This is a genomic window from Mesorhizobium sp. M4A.F.Ca.ET.050.02.1.1 (genome assembly GCF_003997725.1).
Classification (GTDB): Bacteria; Pseudomonadota; Alphaproteobacteria; order Rhizobiales; family Rhizobiaceae; genus Mesorhizobium.
Window position 1 is genome coordinate 19402 of sequence record NZ_RZSG01000003.1, and the last position, 16589, is coordinate 35990.

The following is a 16589-nucleotide window of genomic DNA, read 5'->3' on the forward strand; positions in this document are numbered from 1 at the left end:
TCAGCGACGACACACCCGCTCGAGCACCCATAGACTATGATCACCGGCGCGGACTGGAAGAATACGGCTGCATCGCCCGAGCCGGCGGAACAGAAGATCTCGGCATCCAGTCAACGCTCGATACAAAGCGCGCGATCGAATGGCCCGAGCACAAGGGGATCAAAAAGCTTCTCAGACAATTGAGGACCCTTCGGACCCCAAAAGGGCTATAGCCTGATTTTGGGTTCGCACGCCTAGCTTCTTCTTGGCATTGTCCAAATGAAAAGCGATCGTGCGTGGCTTGATACCCAAGATGCGGCCGGTCACCCAGGCTGAATTACCCCGCGCTGCCCACCTCAGGCACTCATATTCGCGGGATGTCAGCGAAACCCCATCCACTGTTCGATCGCTCGGCAATTTGCGGCGAACGCAACGATGAAAGCAGGCCGCCATCAGTTGAAGAGCTTGTTCGTACCGCTCAGCGACCCGAAGAAATACTGGACGAGGCTCATCGGCGGCAAAAGTAACCGCAGCGATGCGGCCGCGGAGATCGACAATTGGGATCGTCAAACCGCAGCAGATGCTGAATTGAGCCGCCTCATCGAATAGCTGCTGTTGAGCCGGCGACATTTTATCGCCTCCCAAATTCGATCCCCAGTGAAACGGGCAGCCGCCATTTCGAGCACGCAAGACCACAGGATCGAGTTTCTCATACTGATTTTCCAGATACTGTCTGGTCCAGCGGGGTGGATAGTTTGAAATTAACCTCGGTTTGCCGGAAGGCCGTGCTGGCAAGGAGAGGTAGGCAAAGAAGATTAGGTCAAGTCGTCCGGCCGCCTCAGCCATGGCATCCCGGAAATCTGCCTCATCGATACTCTGTGACAGTCTTTCAAGGAATGTCTCGAAAACAAGTGGCATGTGCCTCGTCATCGTCGCGCTCGATTCTTCCTCTTTCTGCACGCCTTCCGGCTGCGTCGTGTATGTCCCGACAAACGTGATTGAATTCGCGGGCGTCGCTGGGCTGACCGGGCTCCAGAATGCTGCCACACTTTCGATCTTCGTCGGTCATCCCAATCATGCTGGGCTCACCCGATGGGCGTCTGGCAGACGCCTCATGATCTCAACAGCTCAATCAGAGAATCTCCATGCATTAAATCATGACCGCCCCTGCACCGACCAAATCAGGAGAAATCATCCTGCGCTGACCAAAAGCCATCATTGACCCCAGCTTTTGCAGGAATTTGGGTCGGCATTAGCATAACAATTCGGATAGCCGCTCATCCCCCACCCGGGGCGCCGTGATCCGCAAAGAAGTGTTGCGATGCTTTCTTTTCTTTGATAGGCAAATCGTCTCAACAATATTAAAATGCCTTTCCTTGTGAACGGGGTGGCGTGTGAGTATCGTCCTTCTATATACCTGACGTGATAAAATTCACCGCAATGATTATGGCCCGCTGCAATGATGTAAAGGGCACGTCTAAGCTCAATCTGCATCGGAACGTGCAGATGACCTTTACCAGACCCTCGATCCCGCACGGGCCATAATGATACTGATTACGTGGGTCAAAAAGGGCGCCCTGCCGGCGGGGAGGTACACCCGCAGGGCGCGCCGCACAGAGGTCCTGGTCGTTGGGCAACAGGACAGCGGCGGCAGAACTGATTCGGTTACAAATCGTGACTGAAATAGCCCGGAGCATGCTCAAGATCAGATATCTGGAATTCAACAGTTTTGGGTCTGCTCGGCGCAGTAGCGCGCAGGGACATGCCTGCCTCCGGACTCGCTCCTTCGCGATCGCAAAATCATACGGCACCCTCGGCCTTCAGCGCGCGATAGGTGGTATCGACCGACTTTACCGTCGCGTCGACAATGATGTCGATCTCTTTTCGGGTAATGATCAGGGGGGGGGCATAACCGAGGATGTCGCCATGCGGCATGGCCCGTCCGATGACGCCATTCTCAAACAGAGCAGCTGCAGTGCGCACCCCGACCTGAAGGTCGGGTTCGAATGGTATCCTTTGTTTTGGGTCCCGCATCATCTCCACGGCCGACAGGATACCCACTCCGCGAACTTCACCAACGATGGGATGTCCCGCCAGCTCGGCCTTCATCCGGTCTTGCCAATACGGTCCAACATCGCGGACATGCTCCAGAATATTTTTTTCTTTAAGCAGTCGAATATTGGCGAGCGCGGCTGCGGCACAAAGCGTGTGCCCCGAATATGTCCAGCCGTGGCCGAGTGCGCCGTGCTTCTCAGTTCCTTGTTCCAAAACCGACCAGACACGGTCGCCAATGATTGACCCGGAGATGGGGAGGTAGGCGGAACTCAAACCCTTTGCGATGGTCACGAAATCCGGACGCATGTTATACAGGTGGGAACCGAACTTCTCGCCGGTTCGCGCGAAGCCACAGACCACTTCATCCGCGATTAGAAGGATATCGTATTTGTCGAGCACCGCTTGAATGGACGTCCAGTACCCTTTGGGGGGCGGCACAATACCTCCTGTCCCAAGTACCGGCTCTCCGATAAAAGCTGCAACCGTTTCCGGTCCTTCGGCCAGGATCAAGGCTTCAAGCTCATCGGCACAGCGCCGGGAGAACGCTTCCTCGCTCTCCTCGACACGCGCCTGGCGGTAATAGTGCGGCGTGGTTGTATGGCGCACCAAATCCAGAGGCAGGTCGAAGAAATTGTGAAAGAAGGGAAGGCCAGTTAGGCTACCCGTGACCAATCCAGACCCGTGATAGCCGCGATTTCGCGAGATGATCTTTTTCTTTTCGGGCCGGCCAAGAATGTTATTATAGTACCAGACCAGCTTGATGTTGGTTTCGTTGGCATCGGAACCGGAGAGGCCGAAATAGACCCTTCGCATGTTCTGACCGAAATACTCGACCACGGCCTCTGCCAACAGGGCGACCGGCTCCGTACCTTGGCTGGCATAGACGTGTGCGAACGGCAATTCGTGTGCTTGCCTGGCAATGGCCTCGGCGATCTCCGTGCATCCATATCCCATGTTGACGCAGTAGAGTCCTCCGAAACCGTCGAGGCTCCTTCGGCCTTCGGTGTCCCAGATATAGACGCCTTCCGCACCGGCCATAATCCTATTTGGCGTTTCGCCTCGGCTGTGCTTAGCCAAATGCGTAGAAGGATGGAAGACGAAGCTTCTATCCTTCTCCCGGAGTTGCTCGGTTCCCAGATTGCTCAAGCGCATGTCCCTCTCCTCGCGATAAATTGGCGGAGGGCACTCGGCCAGCCACCTGTTTAGCAAATAGCATACCGGAAACGTCCCTTGAGTTTCTCGGGAATGCAGGTTATTCGCCGTGAAATTCGCGGGATCGGCCCGAATTGCCGTGAAAACTAAGGCGTCACGTTCGCCTTAGCCGAGGGTCGGGGGCGCGTCATGCAAACACGAACAGCTTACGACGCGCATGCGCCCAGCATAGTGCCCGATTAGCGGGCGATATTGACGGATGAATAGCGCTCGGGACGCTGTTCCCGCCGGCCGCGCGAGGCACGATAGAGCGCCGGCGGCCATGTTCCGCCGAACTGCCGGTCATCCCTTACATTCTGACGGTCCGGATCGGTCTTGCCGTTCCCAAGGGTGGTAATGCAGGTGATCAGGGGCAAAGCACATTCGCCTCGATCAGCAGGCAGCGGGTTCCGTGCCGCGGCACAGGCTCCAACCTGGTTGGCCAGCGCTGAGAGGCTGAGGTCGTGCCCTCGCGCATATTGATCGCTTTGGCGGTGCGGCGGCTGGTGCTCGGCAGACTTCTCGAAGGAGCATAGCCAGAAGGTTCGGCCCGGCAAAGACGCGCGGCGAGAGCTCCTTGCCATTGACATCTTGATTCGCAGCCGACCAGCGCCGCCAAGTTCTATCGTGAGCGTGTTGCCTTTCTTGCGATCGCAAATTCGTGGTTGCTGCGCAGGGCGAGCCGAGCTGCGGCTCGCAGGAGGGGGCGAGCCGACAGAATTGCGCGGCCTGAAAAGCTGCCTCCATCAATGCTGGCCGCTCGTGCAGTCTCGAAACGCTGGATCAAGCCTCAAACATCGAACAGCCGCTCCTTTTCCTCGCGAAACCAGCGCCCTCGCGCGACATGATCTTGTCTGACGATCCGACGCTTCGAGCGGGGCTCCTCTAATAGGTTGCACATGACCTGCAGCTTTCAGCCAAACTCAGCAAATCGGACGTCTCTTCTTATCATCGCTCGGCAAGCTCGGAACACGCTGGGGGACGTTGCTAAGGCTAGTCGCCGCCAGCGGATGGCGAGGATGTTTTGGCGGCTAAGTGCTTTTAGGTGGGCGATTATAAGCCGAGATCGCGATAGGTGCTTTCGCCATAGCTCCTGGCGCCATCGCCACGCTGAGCGTTTGAAAGCCGATGAAATTCGCTGGGCCAATTGGCTAGCGCGTGCTTGATGGCCTTCATCTTGAACGGCACGTGCACAACACATTTGTCCCTGATGATAGGCGGACAGCTCGCATCTTGTTGCCGCGAGCCGTTAAGGTTTGCTGCGATTATCGGCAGACCTAGATCAAGGGCCAATTCCATTTCCCAGCGCACGAAGCGAAAAAGGTTTTTCGTTTTCTCACCGATCAGGACAAGTACCTGGCTCGATCCATTCATTCTGTTGCGAAGATTGCGTTTAACATAATCTTCGTCCTGTGCTCGGCTCGTCATATTGTCCAGATCGTGAGCGTTCGCGAATTCAAAACTCACATTCTCGCTGGCATTCCACCCTTTCATAAAGCGGTATGCCCAAGCGTCTTCATCGCCGTCAAATATTACATAGGTCGGATCGCTGTATGCCATTGTTGTCTCTTAGTTGTTTTGACGAGCAACCCACTGGGTGTGCTCCCGTGAGAAAGCCAGTTCGGCTTCGTTCACCGCGGCGGAGAATGCCTCATCCGAGTTGGCGTCCGTAATAAGGTCGGCAGTCAAGCCGATCTCGTGAGCTGTCAACGTGTAAGCCGATGCCAATTCGTTAAATTTCTTGATCTGGGTCCACCCGATAAGCGAGGCGGCGATGACAATTAGCGGCTCGGTCGGCCAGCCAGGCATCGCGGGGTCAGCGATGCGTACTACGATGAACGAGAATCCCAGAGCGTATGCAAAAATACCAAGGCCCATCCAGACTTTCGCGGACCTCTTGTTCGAGCGCGCCTTCTTCTCGTACCACTTCCGCTGGTCGCAGATTCGTCTCTGCAGATATATGTCTTTTCTTTCTTTTAGCGGGGAGTCCCTTATCGACATCATCTGGTCGGTTGTTTGGGGGGATGCTGAATCGGTGCCGCTCAACGCGCTACCAAGGTGACGATTGCTATCAAGGATACCTTCCATGAGCTTTCGAAAATCAGCTCTGGCGTCAGCGGCGCGCGCGTCATCGAACGGCTGTGCTCGCATCGCGAAGCGCCAAGTCAATGTCTTCACCGACTCTGCAAGAGCTCGAGCCTGATACCAGACCTGCTCGGGCTTTGTGACCGACCGGAAAATGAGGACTCCCATTGAGCAAAGAAATACCGCAGCATAGACACCGAAATAGGCTTTTGATGGCGACAAGTCCAAAGAGAGCACCGACGCTAAAAAAAGAAGAACGTACTCTGCCCGGATCAGGCGGAGAAACGTCGCCTGCTGCTCGTTGGATGCCACGTCGGCGCTATTATAGAGTCCAGGATATTTCATTTTTGAAGCACACCAGTCTATTTTGTGGCGGTAAATTCTTTAAGCCAGGATTTGGCAAACGTGAGGTTAGCAGTCGAGCTTACAGAGCCTATTCTTGAGCGAGGCGCGGTCCCTCTGTTCATAAACAGGAATGCAGGTCCTGTCCCATCAATGTAAGGGTATAGGCCCAAAAATTCTTGCCCGGAGAATGTTTCCGAAGAATTTTTTGCCACGGGCAGAACCGCTACCGCGGTCCGAAACCCATCGAAAAAGCCAAGCTCCCAAGGCATCCATCTGGATTCTGGAGAATTGTTTGAATGCACATAGATTAGCGTCTTTGACTGCCTCATACGGGTCCGCAGCAACTCGGCGGTGGCCGAGGAGACCTTTGTGCGGTCCAGTTGTGAATCTTCGACCCAATCTACGTAAGCAGTGAACCCAAGCTCCTCGAAAATTCGCTTCACACCGAGAATGATCTCTGCGTCCTTGAAAGAATGTGACAGAAAAACGTCGAATGAAGATCTGGCTGTAGCTGCGGCCGTCTCTTCCTTTAGAACGATCGATGCGGCTCTATGTCCTCGACTGGCATTCGCAACTCTTTTCAGCTCTGCCTCGGTCAGTAGCACTATTCAAATCCCCCATGATCTGTTCGCAATCTATGAACTTGACGCCCATTCGATTAAGCGACCCTTGTCTTGTGAAAACTGGCACCATGCTCTCCAGCCGGTAGCGCAACCTCCACCTTCTCAAAGACCACGTCGGCTGGCAGGAGTGACCGGCCTTGTCACCCACCTACGCGACCCCGGCACAGCCATGCTCCTCGCTTAGAAGGCTGCGAGACCAGCGATGTCAAACAGGACAGACGATCTCCTAATCTCGATCAGCAACGAACTTACGACGTAAAAACGCGATGGAGCGATCTCCGAATGTCCGCAGGCGTCGAGGGCCGGGTTGGTCGCCAGGGCCGAGCGGGCCAGCTTGCACTCCCGCTACCCGTCGGCTTGCCAAACCCTCGCTGTAGATTTCGCCCCCCCCACACGGATGCGCTGACCGCGACTAAGCTCAATCGCCACTGATCGCCAATCCAGGGCGAAAGTTCCCCCCTTGAAGTAGCGGTAGAGGCATTTTTTCGGCACTTCGCATCTTAGATATGGACGCCTCCTCAACCAGGCACGATCCGGTTTGGCTTCTCGCCGTAACCGTGCTGGCCAAGTGCGTCCGATGGCTGCTTCGATCCGTCTCCTGGAATGATCGGTTCCAGATTGCTCAAGCGCATCGTCCTTCCTCGCCATCAACTGGCGGATAGCGCTCGGCCACCTTTTTCCAGCAATTAGTATACCGCAAATGTCCCTTGAGTTTCGTCGGAATGGGCGCCTTTTGCCGACGAATCTACGGGATCCGTGCCAAACGCCGTTGAAACTTAAACTTTCGCTTTCACCGTTGCCTCAGGGCGGACAAAGGTATCGGTGAATTGGACTTCACTGGTTTCGTGACGACAAGGCTATAGTATTGATCAATCCCCAAGCCTGCCTGCAGCAGTCCCTCCATGAAATCCTGATAGGCGGCCATAGAACGAGATGCGACCCGCATCAAATAATCCACGCGCCCCCCAATTGCCCAGCAGTCCAGGATTTCCGGAATCTCTTGGATTGCAGTTTCGAAGACTCGTTGGTCCTCAAGACGATGGCGATCCAGCACGACTTCTACCATCACAAAGATCATGCCGCCGACGAGTGCAGGACTCAGTCGCGCATAAAATCCCTCAATAATTCCTGCGGCCTTGAGTGCTCGGAGCCGCTCCGAACAGGCCGACGCCGAAAGATGAACTCGTTTTGCAAGCTCACTTTTTGAAATCCGACCGTCTGCCTGAATCTCGGAGAGAATCCGGACGTCCCAACTGTCGAGTTGCACGGGATCGGGTTTCGACTTCATAACCTGTTGCTCTCAAGCAGCGATCGACAGCGCGCCGTGTGCCGATCAATTCTATTATCATTGAAACGACCGAATGTAGCAGTGGAAGGCATCCGTTCCAGGCCCGAGATGTGCTAGAATGGGTATGAAAATCAGCTAAGGAGAGCGATCCGCTGAGAAAAGCTGCAGAAGTAATTTGGCTATCGCCCCAGCGCCTAACGGGCAATGGTGCAGCTGGAGAGGAAGTCGGCGGCGGCAGAGACCTTCTGATAAATAAAATAGATAACCCATTTTCTTGAATCCCCGCTACCGTACTTGATAGACGCGCGACTGCATTCGAGCCTCGATCGCGTGGACGGCATACTCAATGCAGTATTCAGTGGCACATTCAGCTATTGGGGTGAATTGAAGGCCTTGCTCGTCCGGCTCGCCGAGGCGCAAGGCACCGCAAATGCCGCTCGTCGTACGGCGTGCCCAACAATTTGACGCTGGTGTCTGGCCGAAATCGCCTAACTGGGAAGATTCAAACGCCGATGTTGCGTGCGATGCTGTCGGCCGCCATACGCCTACGCCACTCGAGAGGCCCGGAATTGTGAATGGAGTTTCCCTCAACATCGACGGCCATGATAACAGGCATGTCCTGCACATCGAATTCATAGATGGCTTCCATGCCCAGGTCTTCAAAGGCAACGATCCGCGCCTTCTTAATCGATTTTGAAATCAGGTACGCAGCGCCACCCACTGCAGCAAGATAGGGCGTTTTGTGTCTTATAATCGACTCGATGGCCGCCGGTCCCCTTTCCGCTTTGCCGATCATCGCAAAAAGGCCGGTTTCGGCGAGCACCTTGTCCGTAAAATCGTCCAAGCGGCTGGAGGTTGTTGGACCGGCGGGTCCAACGACCTCATTCCTCACTGCCCGGACGGGACCGACATAGTAGATCACGCGTCCCGTCAGATCGACCGGAAGCGGCTTGCCGGCATCGATCAGCTCGACCATTCGTTTGTGGGCAGCGTCACGGCCCGTCAGCATCTTTCCAGACAGCAGGAGCGTTTCACCGCAGCGCCACGATGCCGTCTCTTCCTTCGTCAGCGTATCTAAATTGACCCGCCGGACGCCGGCTGGGTTCAATTCGTCGGCTCCGATGTCGGGCCATTCGCGCAAATCGGGCGGCTGGAGCCTGATGGGTCCAGAGCCGTCCAAAGTAAACTTCAGGTGCCGGTTGGCGGCGCATTGCGGGATGAGCGCCACAGGCTTGGACGCCGCATGAGTAGGATAGGTCGCAACCTTGACGTCAACGACTGTCGTCAGACCACCAAGCCCTTGGGCGCCGATGCCAAGCGCGTTGATCCGCTCATAAAGCTCAATCCGCAGTCCCTCTTCCGGGCTTGACGCCCCCCTTGCGATTAGTTCCGCCATATCGATGGGCTCGTTCATGGCTTCCTTGGCCAGCAGCATCGCCTTTTCAGCGCTACCACCGATACCAACAGAGATCAGCCCAGGCGGACACCATCCGCTGCCCAGGGTCGAAACGGTATTGACCACCCAGTCGGAAACGGAGGCGCTGGGATTAAGGGTGGTAAAACGTGCCTTGTTCTCGGACCCGCCGCCTTTTGCGGCGATAGTGATCTCAATCTGGTCACCTTGCACCAAGTTGACATGGACAACTGCCGGCGTGTTGTCGCGGGTGTTGACCCGTCTAGCGAGGGGATCCGCAACGATCGATGCCCGAAGGGGATTGTCCGGATCGAGATAGGCTTGACGTACGCCCTCATTCACAAGATCAGCGAAACTGGCTGTTGACTTAATGCGGGCATCCATGCCGACCTTTGCGAAGACAACCACAAGTCCGGTGTCCTGACAGATCGGGCGCCGCCCAAAGGCCGCCATGCGGGAGTTCAGCAGAATCTGACCTATGGCATTCTTCGCCGACGGGCTCTGTTCTCGCGTGTATGCGTGAGAAAGAGACCGGATATAATCTGGAGGATGATAGTACGAGATGTACTGAAGGGCGTCGGCGACGCTCCTTGTGATGTCGCGACCTGCGATGGTCCGTGTTCTGTTTCCCACCGGATTTTATCCAAACGAACCGAGGCCATTGACCATTTTCAAAATCTGGAAGCTTCGCACCCCCTGCTCGCCGCCTTCATATCCATAGCCGCTTTGCTTGACGCCCCCATAAGGCGCATCCGCGGAAACCCCTTTCAGGTAATTCACACTAACTGCGCCCGCAGAGAGACCATTGATAAGCTTCTGTTGCGTATCGGCCGCGCCAGTAAACAAGTAGGCGGCCAGACCGTACTCGGTGGCGTTGGCTTCCTCGATCGCCTCTTCGATCGTATCGAAAGGCGCCACGGTGAGAATCGGTCCGAACGGCTCTTCATGAAGCACTCTCGCTTGCTTCGGTACGCCCGTCAGGATGGTTGGCGGCCAGTAAAACCCCGGTCGGTCAAGGGGGATGCCACCGGTCTCGATGCGGGCGCCGCCTTCTACCGCATCCTTGGTCAGGCGCTGCATGGCCTCTATTCGCCGCGCGTTTGCCATTGGCCCCATTTGCGTTGCAGGGTCATCCGGTGGTCCGATCCTGATTCTTCGGACCGCCTCCGTCATCCGGAACAGGAGTTCCTCATAGCGGGACCGGGCGACAAGAATCCTGCTGGGCGCATTACAGCTCTGGCCCGCGCACTCGAATTTGTATTCCGAAATAGCCGGTATCGCCCTTGCCAGATCCGCATCTTCGCACACAATAACCGGGGAATGTCCACCGAGCTCAAGGATGCAACGCTGCAGATTATTCGCGGCCAGCGTGGCTAGCTGTTTTCCAACAGCCGTCGACCCCGTGAACGTCAAGACTTTCACAATTGGCGAACTGAGCAGATGCCGCGATATATGCACAGGAACACCGAACACCAGGTTGACCACGCCTTCTGGTATCCCTGCTTGACGCAAAGATTCCACGATATGGACAGCCACACTTGGCGTCTCCTCGGCCCCTTTGAGGATCACCGGGCAGCCTGCCGCCAGCGCGGGGGCGAGCTTGCGGGCGATAAGAACGGCCGGATAGTTCCATGGCGTAAATGCAGCGACGACACCGAGCGGCTCGGGGGCTATCATCCTGTTCGAGCCCAACGGAATCGGGGCCGACAACTCATCGGCATGCCGGCCATTCCATTCCAGCGTTTCGACTGCGCGCGCGTATTCTCCTGTCGCTTCGGCAATCGTCTTTCCCTGTTCGGACGACAGGTCCCTGGCTGCGGCGCCAGCTTTCTCTGCCAGAATGCTGGCGGCAGAGACGAGGATCTCGCCACGCTCTTTGGCGGGTCGTGAGGACCACGCCTTGCGGCTGCGTTCTGCCGAGGCAAGAGCTTCATCCAAGTCTGAAACCGTAGCCGAGGCCACTGAGGCAAATACCTTCTCCGTCGCCGGGTTGATCACCGGCAAAGTGGCTCGGCTACCACCGGCTCGCCATTTGCCATTAATGAAGAGCTCGTAGCTCTTGGCGTCGGACATCACGGGCTCCACTTGACTGAATTCTTGCATACGAGCGCAGTTTCGATATCGAAACTGCTGAACTCGCTTGAGCCAGTTTCATCGCGATGGTCGCGGCGGGTCAAATATCGAATATTGCCGAAATCCATCTGGAATCCAGATCGGGCTGGTCCTTATGGCCGCAAAAGATCATGCCCAGCTTTACAGGTTAGTTTGTCAGGTCGCCTCAGGCGCCACCGCCGCCCAGTCCCGGATTTCAATCAATTTTCTGGCGACCTTCGGAATGAGCTTGCAGACCGCAGAAACGGCCGCAGAACGCTCATCTTTGGGATTTACAGCGAGCACCACGGACCGAGTAATCACCGGATCGACGATCTTGACAGTCCGGACCAGCCCTTGGGAGGCTTCTTTCTGAACCGCAGACGGGGCGAGAATAGAATGCGCTTTTCCCTCTACGACCATGTTGATGATCGTTGAGAGGGAGTCCACTTCAAACCTGACGTCCAGCGCGCAACCGTGTTGTGCGACGACATCAGCCACCGAACGCCTGACATTGTTGTTGCGCATGGGAACCGCCAGGGGGAATTCATGCAGGTCGACCAGCGATATCGCATCTTCAAACGGTGGCTCGCCGGACGGAACCACCAGACAAAGGTCTTCGCGCGCTAGCACCGTCATTCGCCCCACACTGTCTGCTGTGCGGTACAGAACCGCCAGATTGAAGCGTCCAGCCGCCATCCATTCCTCTAGCGGTCCCGTCATACCCTCGACCATCTTGAGGGACACCTTGGGCAGTTCGTGTCTCACCGCCTCAAGCAGCGGACCGCTCAGGACGCGAGCAGCTCCAGACGGAATCCCAATAGTCACCTCCCCGGCAGGGGAAGCGGCTGTGTTGGTCAATTCCACCTCGGTAAGTCGAATTTCTTTGAGAATTGCCCGCGCCCGCTCGAGCAGTTTGGCTCCTGACGCCGTCACGCTCACGCCGGTTCTGTCGCGTATCAGCAGCTGAGTGCCGAAGCCTTCCTCCAATTGGCGTACATGCAGACTCAGCGCACTCTGGGCGACATTCAGAAAGCCAGCGGCCTTCGTGAAACTGCCTGCTTCGACCACGCCGACGAAGTATCTTAACTGCCTGATTTCCACGGGTACTCTTCCGAGGGCGGACTGCAATTGACGCAATCTATCTTAAAATGTGATGGCACGACAGCAATAATTGTGCCGAGCTGCTGACGCTTGCTGTCGTCGTCCCAGTCTTGTTGATCAACCCGCTGAGGACTCAAACGGCCAACTCGGCGCCCGGATCCGTCGCGATGATTTCTCGGGCCCTTCGAATAACCGGTGGATCGACCATCTTTCCGTCCAATGCGAACGCGCCTCTGCCTTGCGCCGTCGCATCTTTTTCCGCCGCGAGGACACGACGGGCCCACTCGAGTTCCTGTGGGCTTGGTGAGAAAGCCTCATTGAATATGGCAACCTGATTTGGATGGATCGCCAAAGCCCCGGTAAAGCCAAGCCGCCGCGCATGGGCCGCGGCCTCACGAAGTCTATCATTGTCTGAGAACTCGCTGATACTTCCTATGAAACCAAGCGGTAGCAAGCCAGCGGCGCGAGCGGCAAACAGAACAGAAAGGTTCGGTGTCAAAAGAAGGTCGAGTTCCGGGGCACCGCCAACGGAGGCACTGAAGTCTTCAGGACCCAGCGCCATTGCAACCATCCTGGGATGGGCCGACGCAATGGCTGAGAGACTTTGTAATGCTGCCGGGGTCTCGATCAAGGCAAGGAACCGGATTCGACCCACCGCAAGATTTCTTTCTCGTTCAAGTTCCGATACCGCATTTGCGATCTCTATTACCCACGCTGCCGAATCCGTCTTCGGAAGGACAAGTGCATCAACACCCGCTACTACGGCTGCATCGAGATCGGCCGCCAAGGCACGCAAACCGCGATTCACGCGAACTAAAACATAAGCGCCCCTGCGGCCCACCTTTGCCACGGATGCAGAAAGCTGGCGCCGTGACTCACCTTTTTGATCCTGGGGAACGGAGTCCTCAAGGTCGAGTATGACGCCATCTGCCCCGCGCTCATGAGCCGCCTCCACAAAGCGCGGAACATGAGCGGGAACAAAGAGCAGAGATCTCCAGCGGGGAACAGACATCGGGCTTTCAACGGCCTGAACGGCGTCATTCATGAAGTCGCCTCTGCGGTCGATTCTAGCGTGGGCGCTGTCAGTGAGTTTGCTGGGCGGCCGTGGCACCCAGAGGGGCCAGGACTAGGCATGCACTCTGTGAATCGCGATCGCGCTTCCTTCCCGACAACAGGCACGCTCATGCTGACGCGGCTCTTGCGCGCAAACCTGCTCGAACCTCCTCGCGGACAGCCTCCGTATGCGCACCAAGGCCCGGAACTGGGCGCAGCGAGGGGCGCTCAGAGTTGAAGATCGCCGCCGGGGCGATCGTCTCTACTGTTCCTTCAGGTGTGCCAATCTCAACCCTGCGAACGTGTGGATGCTTTGAAATGTCCGCCACTTCGTTCAGTCGCCCATATGCCAAACCGGCCGCCTCAAGCTCCTGCATCGCTTCGTGGCAGGACAGCTCGGAAAACCGCAGCTCAATTATCTCATCAAGTTGAGGACGGTGGCCGAGGCGCTCCATGTTGTCGGCGAAACCAAGTGCACGCGTGAGCTCAGGCCGCTTCAGGAATTTCTCGCAGAAATTCACCCATTCCCGGTCATTCTGCACGGAAAAGATGACGTCCTTGCCATCGGCGCAGCGATAGGCGCCATAAGGCGCCAGCGAGGGGTGTTTCACGCCCGCGCGTACCGTGTGGTAGCTGCTGTAGTCGTGTTGCAGGACCGGCACGTTCATCCAATCGGCGACGGCATCGAACAGGGACACCTGAATGCTAGCCCCTTCGCCAGTGACCTCGCGATGATACAGCGCCTGAAGTATGGCGCTATGTGCCGTCATGCCTGCCGAGATGTCGCAAACCGACACACCCACACGGGCGGGTCCCTGTTGCGTCCCGGTGATCGCACACAGACCGGTTTCGGCTTGGACGATGAGATCATAGGCCTTGAGGTGAGAAAATGGCCCCCCCTCCCCAAATCCCGAAATGTCGCAGGTGATTAGCCGCGGAAAACGGCGACGCAGATCCGCAGATCCGAAGCCGAGTTTTTCGATGCTGCCTGGCTTCAGATTCTGGATAAAGACGTCAGCAGCAGCAACAAGCGTGTCCAGCACAGCACGGTCCGCCTCCAACCTCAAATCCAAGCATACTGACTCCTTACCCCGGTTGAGCCAAACGAAATAGGCGCTTTGCCCCCGCACCAACTTATCGTATTTCCGGGCAAAGTCTCCCTCAGGCCTCTCAACCTTGATCACCCGGGCGCCTGCATCGGCAAGACGAGACGATGCATACGGTGCAGCAACGGCCTGCTCCACAGCTACGACAGTGATCCCCTCAAGAGAGTTCTGCATGCAACACCGCGCTCTTCATCCAACATTTTCGTTTTGAGCCCGACGACGATTCAGCATCGCAAGCAACCGATTCTGTTCATTGCCCACGATCGAGAATGCCTCGTCGACTCCCATTCCAGGCTTCGCAAGCATCATGTCTGCCTGGGTCGCCATCGATATGTGGACGGAAGCCTGGGCAGAGAGATCTGTCTCGGTACAGCTTCCTCCAACGTACGCGCCTACCTTGTTCTCCTTACACAGGAGCACTGCACGTGCCGTGTCAGCCAATGAGCCGACATCAGGCGTCTTGATTTGAATGAGATGCGCGGCCTTCGCTTCGGCAAAGAGCCGAATATCCTCGAGCGTGTTGCACCTTTCGTCCACGACAATGCGAGCGGTGGAACCCCGGTTGTCCAAAATTGATACGATCTTGGCGTAGTTCTCAATTTGAGCTTGCGTCGAACCAAAATCCGCCGGGGACTCGACATTGAGGGTGAAACCCGGAACAGCGTCGGCGACCCTGCAGATAAAGTCGGCGATGAGTTGCGGCTCCAGGCTGATTTCCTGGCCGATCCAGCCATACACATCGAAATGCAGCACCGGATGATACCCCGGGCGGCCAATTTCGCGCGTCCGCGCCGCAACCCACTTCACGAACTCCATGAAGGCCTGGCCCTCGACGCCGAATTTCTGCCGTGAGTTGATCAGGCCGTGGGGAAGTATATCTACCGCTTTCAAGATCATTTTGTCGACGTTGATTTCGCGAGCATCGCCGCTTTGGCAGTAGATCGGAACCCTGCGAATTGGCAGCGGCAGGTTAAATTCACTGCAAACGACTTCCGCCATCGTGGTACTTTGAAGATGGGCCGAGGCGCGAAGGAGCGCCTGGCTAACGCCATACTCAATCGCGAGAGGTAACCGCTGGTGCTGGAGAGGCTCAAAAACCTTTGCACAGGCATCGAGATAACGAGATACGTCGACATTGAGAAGCCGGGGCACGACTATACGCGAGGTTAACTCCGAGATTTGAGCACTCTCAAACAAAGGATCTCGTCCTCCAGCACCAGAATATTGAACGCTCATCATGTCACCCCAAACCACGGCCCCGTCGGTGAGAGCAAGCCCGATGCTGAGCGAAGATGCCGGAACGCGGATGGACGTGAACCCAATCGCTGTCGCCTCGCCGCTATAGACGAAACCGTCCTGGGGCGCGCCGGCCCTGATGGCACCCTGATCGTCATAGAAAAAAGCGCCATTGCCAGGCGCAAGGAGGACGTCTTTGATCTGCATTTCACTTCGCTCGATTTTCGGACATCGTTGATGGCAGTTGGATTTGCTGCGCCGACTATGCACCACTTGATCTTGAGTTCGCCAACATAATGTCCCGGACGGTCCCATCGCGTTTTCAGATGGCCGGCGTCAGACACATGCACCCCGTATTCCGGCAAGCATTCGACGAACGTCGAATTATTGTATAGGTGGACATTGCAACGTCGTACTCACCTCATTTGGGTTAGCATTCGCGCATTAACCAGAATGCGTCTGAAATGCGCGTCAATCCAATCCCTTCATAGAAGCCGACAGAGTTGGGTGTAGAGATCAAAGCTATGGCCACAGCAGGCCCGAGTTGCCGGCGGGCTTCATACAGGAGGCCCTTGCCGATGCCGAGGCCTTGCGCCGACGCCGATACGGCAAGCTCGGAGACGTAGCAGATCCAGGAAAAGTCAGTAACGCATCGAAGTACTCCGACCAGCTTCCGCCCCGGCCGATGGAGCCGGGCCGTCAGCACCAAGTCGGCTTGGCGGAGCATCGCATGCAGCCGAAGCTCGCCATGGGTCGCCCCGAAGCCGGATTCGGCCAACACGCGGCAGAATTCGGCCGGGTCAAGGTTCGGCTCACTAACGTAAAGGATCTCAGATTGTTCGCTCATGCCAACCCCTTAACAAAAATTGATTGATCTAAGCTTACGCAATACCTTGTATTCGCAGCCGGTGCCGAGATTTTCGCCCTGACTGCGTGAAACCAGCAGTAGCTTGTGGCGGATTTTGGCACGAAGAGCTGCGCAGCAACTGCCCTATCCAGAACACAGCTTACTAGTCAGT

General features: G+C 56.5%; 14 protein-coding genes. All 14 read right to left on the bottom strand.

Annotation, left to right across the window (positions count from 1 at the left end; translation table 11 throughout):
• Nucleotides 1-171 precede the first annotated feature (171 nt).
• Nucleotides 172-909 (bottom strand): LuxR family transcriptional regulator, encoded by a 738-nt coding sequence (locus EOA33_RS00630; protein WP_082826574.1) that lies wholly within the window; start codon nt 907-909, stop codon nt 172-174.
• 870 nt (nt 910-1779) lie between these two features.
• Complete coding sequence (locus EOA33_RS00635) at nt 1780-3186, bottom strand: aminotransferase (protein ID WP_063169303.1); 1407 nt, start codon at nt 3184-3186, stop codon at nt 1780-1782.
• A 239-nt stretch (nt 3187-3425) separates the two neighbouring features.
• On the bottom strand, nt 3426-3602 hold the full coding sequence (locus EOA33_RS38795) for a hypothetical protein (RefSeq protein WP_164781893.1): 177 nt from the start codon (nt 3600-3602) through the stop codon (nt 3426-3428).
• Between the two features lie 676 nt (nt 3603-4278).
• Nucleotides 4279-4785 carry a TIR domain-containing protein gene (locus tag EOA33_RS00640; RefSeq protein WP_126080675.1) on the bottom strand — a complete coding sequence of 169 codons (507 nt, stop codon included), beginning with the start codon at nt 4783-4785 and terminating at the stop codon, nt 4279-4281.
• A 9-nt stretch (nt 4786-4794) separates the two neighbouring features.
• Complete coding sequence (locus EOA33_RS00645) at nt 4795-5655, bottom strand: DUF4231 domain-containing protein (RefSeq protein WP_126087045.1); 861 nt, start codon at nt 5653-5655, stop codon at nt 4795-4797.
• A gap of 17 nt (nt 5656-5672) precedes the next feature.
• Nucleotides 5673-6260: a toll-Interleukin receptor gene (locus EOA33_RS00650; protein ID WP_167508689.1), complete on the bottom strand. Its 588-nt coding sequence runs from the start codon at nt 6258-6260 to the stop codon at nt 5673-5675.
• Nucleotides 6261-7068: 808 nt separating this feature from the next.
• Nucleotides 7069-7566 (bottom strand): Lrp/AsnC family transcriptional regulator, encoded by a 498-nt coding sequence (locus tag EOA33_RS00655; protein ID WP_126080672.1) that lies wholly within the window; start codon nt 7564-7566, stop codon nt 7069-7071.
• A 502-nt stretch (nt 7567-8068) separates the two neighbouring features.
• A complete protein-coding gene (locus tag EOA33_RS00660; RefSeq protein ID WP_126080671.1) occupies nt 8069-9613 on the bottom strand; it encodes a fumarate hydratase in 1545 nt (514 codons plus the stop codon).
• Between the two features lie 6 nt (nt 9614-9619).
• Nucleotides 9620-11053, bottom strand: coding sequence for an NAD-dependent succinate-semialdehyde dehydrogenase (locus EOA33_RS00665; protein WP_126087044.1), 1434 nt, complete (start codon nt 11051-11053; stop codon nt 9620-9622).
• A gap of 195 nt (nt 11054-11248) precedes the next feature.
• On the bottom strand, nt 11249-12175 hold the full coding sequence (locus tag EOA33_RS00670) for a LysR family transcriptional regulator (protein WP_126080670.1): 927 nt from the start codon (nt 12173-12175) through the stop codon (nt 11249-11251).
• Between the two features lie 133 nt (nt 12176-12308).
• Nucleotides 12309-13220 (bottom strand): CoA ester lyase, encoded by a 912-nt coding sequence (locus EOA33_RS00675; protein WP_126080669.1) that lies wholly within the window; start codon nt 13218-13220, stop codon nt 12309-12311.
• Nucleotides 13221-13356: 136 nt separating this feature from the next.
• A complete protein-coding gene (locus tag EOA33_RS00680; protein ID WP_126080668.1) occupies nt 13357-14508 on the bottom strand; it encodes a CaiB/BaiF CoA-transferase family protein in 1152 nt (383 codons plus the stop codon).
• A 15-nt stretch (nt 14509-14523) separates the two neighbouring features.
• Complete coding sequence (locus tag EOA33_RS00685) at nt 14524-15777, bottom strand: methylaspartate ammonia-lyase (RefSeq protein ID WP_126080667.1); 1254 nt, start codon at nt 15775-15777, stop codon at nt 14524-14526.
• A 223-nt stretch (nt 15778-16000) separates the two neighbouring features.
• On the bottom strand, nt 16001-16417 hold the full coding sequence (locus EOA33_RS00690) for a GNAT family N-acetyltransferase (RefSeq protein ID WP_126080666.1): 417 nt from the start codon (nt 16415-16417) through the stop codon (nt 16001-16003).
• Nucleotides 16418-16589 lie beyond the last annotated feature (172 nt).

Coding starts and splice junctions, on each gene's coding strand:
- EOA33_RS00630 (WP_082826574.1), bottom strand. CDS start 909: ATGACGAGGCACATGCCACTTGTTTTCGAGACATTCCTTGAAAGACTG.
- EOA33_RS00635 (WP_063169303.1), bottom strand. CDS start 3,186: ATGCGCTTGAGCAATCTGGGAACCGAGCAACTCCGGGAGAAGGATAGA.
- EOA33_RS00640 (WP_126080675.1), bottom strand. CDS start 4,785: ATGGCATACAGCGATCCGACCTATGTAATATTTGACGGCGATGAAGAC.
- EOA33_RS00645 (WP_126087045.1), bottom strand. CDS start 5,655: ATGAAATATCCTGGACTCTATAATAGCGCCGACGTGGCATCCAACGAG.
- EOA33_RS00655 (WP_126080672.1), bottom strand. CDS start 7,566: ATGAAGTCGAAACCCGATCCCGTGCAACTCGACAGTTGGGACGTCCGG.
- EOA33_RS00665 (WP_126087044.1), bottom strand. CDS start 11,053: ATGTCCGACGCCAAGAGCTACGAGCTCTTCATTAATGGCAAATGGCGA.
- EOA33_RS00675 (WP_126080669.1), bottom strand. CDS start 13,220: ATGAATGACGCCGTTCAGGCCGTTGAAAGCCCGATGTCTGTTCCCCGC.
- EOA33_RS00680 (WP_126080668.1), bottom strand. CDS start 14,508: ATGCAGAACTCTCTTGAGGGGATCACTGTCGTAGCTGTGGAGCAGGCC.
- EOA33_RS00685 (WP_126080667.1), bottom strand. CDS start 15,777: ATGCAGATCAAAGACGTCCTCCTTGCGCCTGGCAATGGCGCTTTTTTC.
- EOA33_RS00690 (WP_126080666.1), bottom strand. CDS start 16,417: ATGAGCGAACAATCTGAGATCCTTTACGTTAGTGAGCCGAACCTTGAC.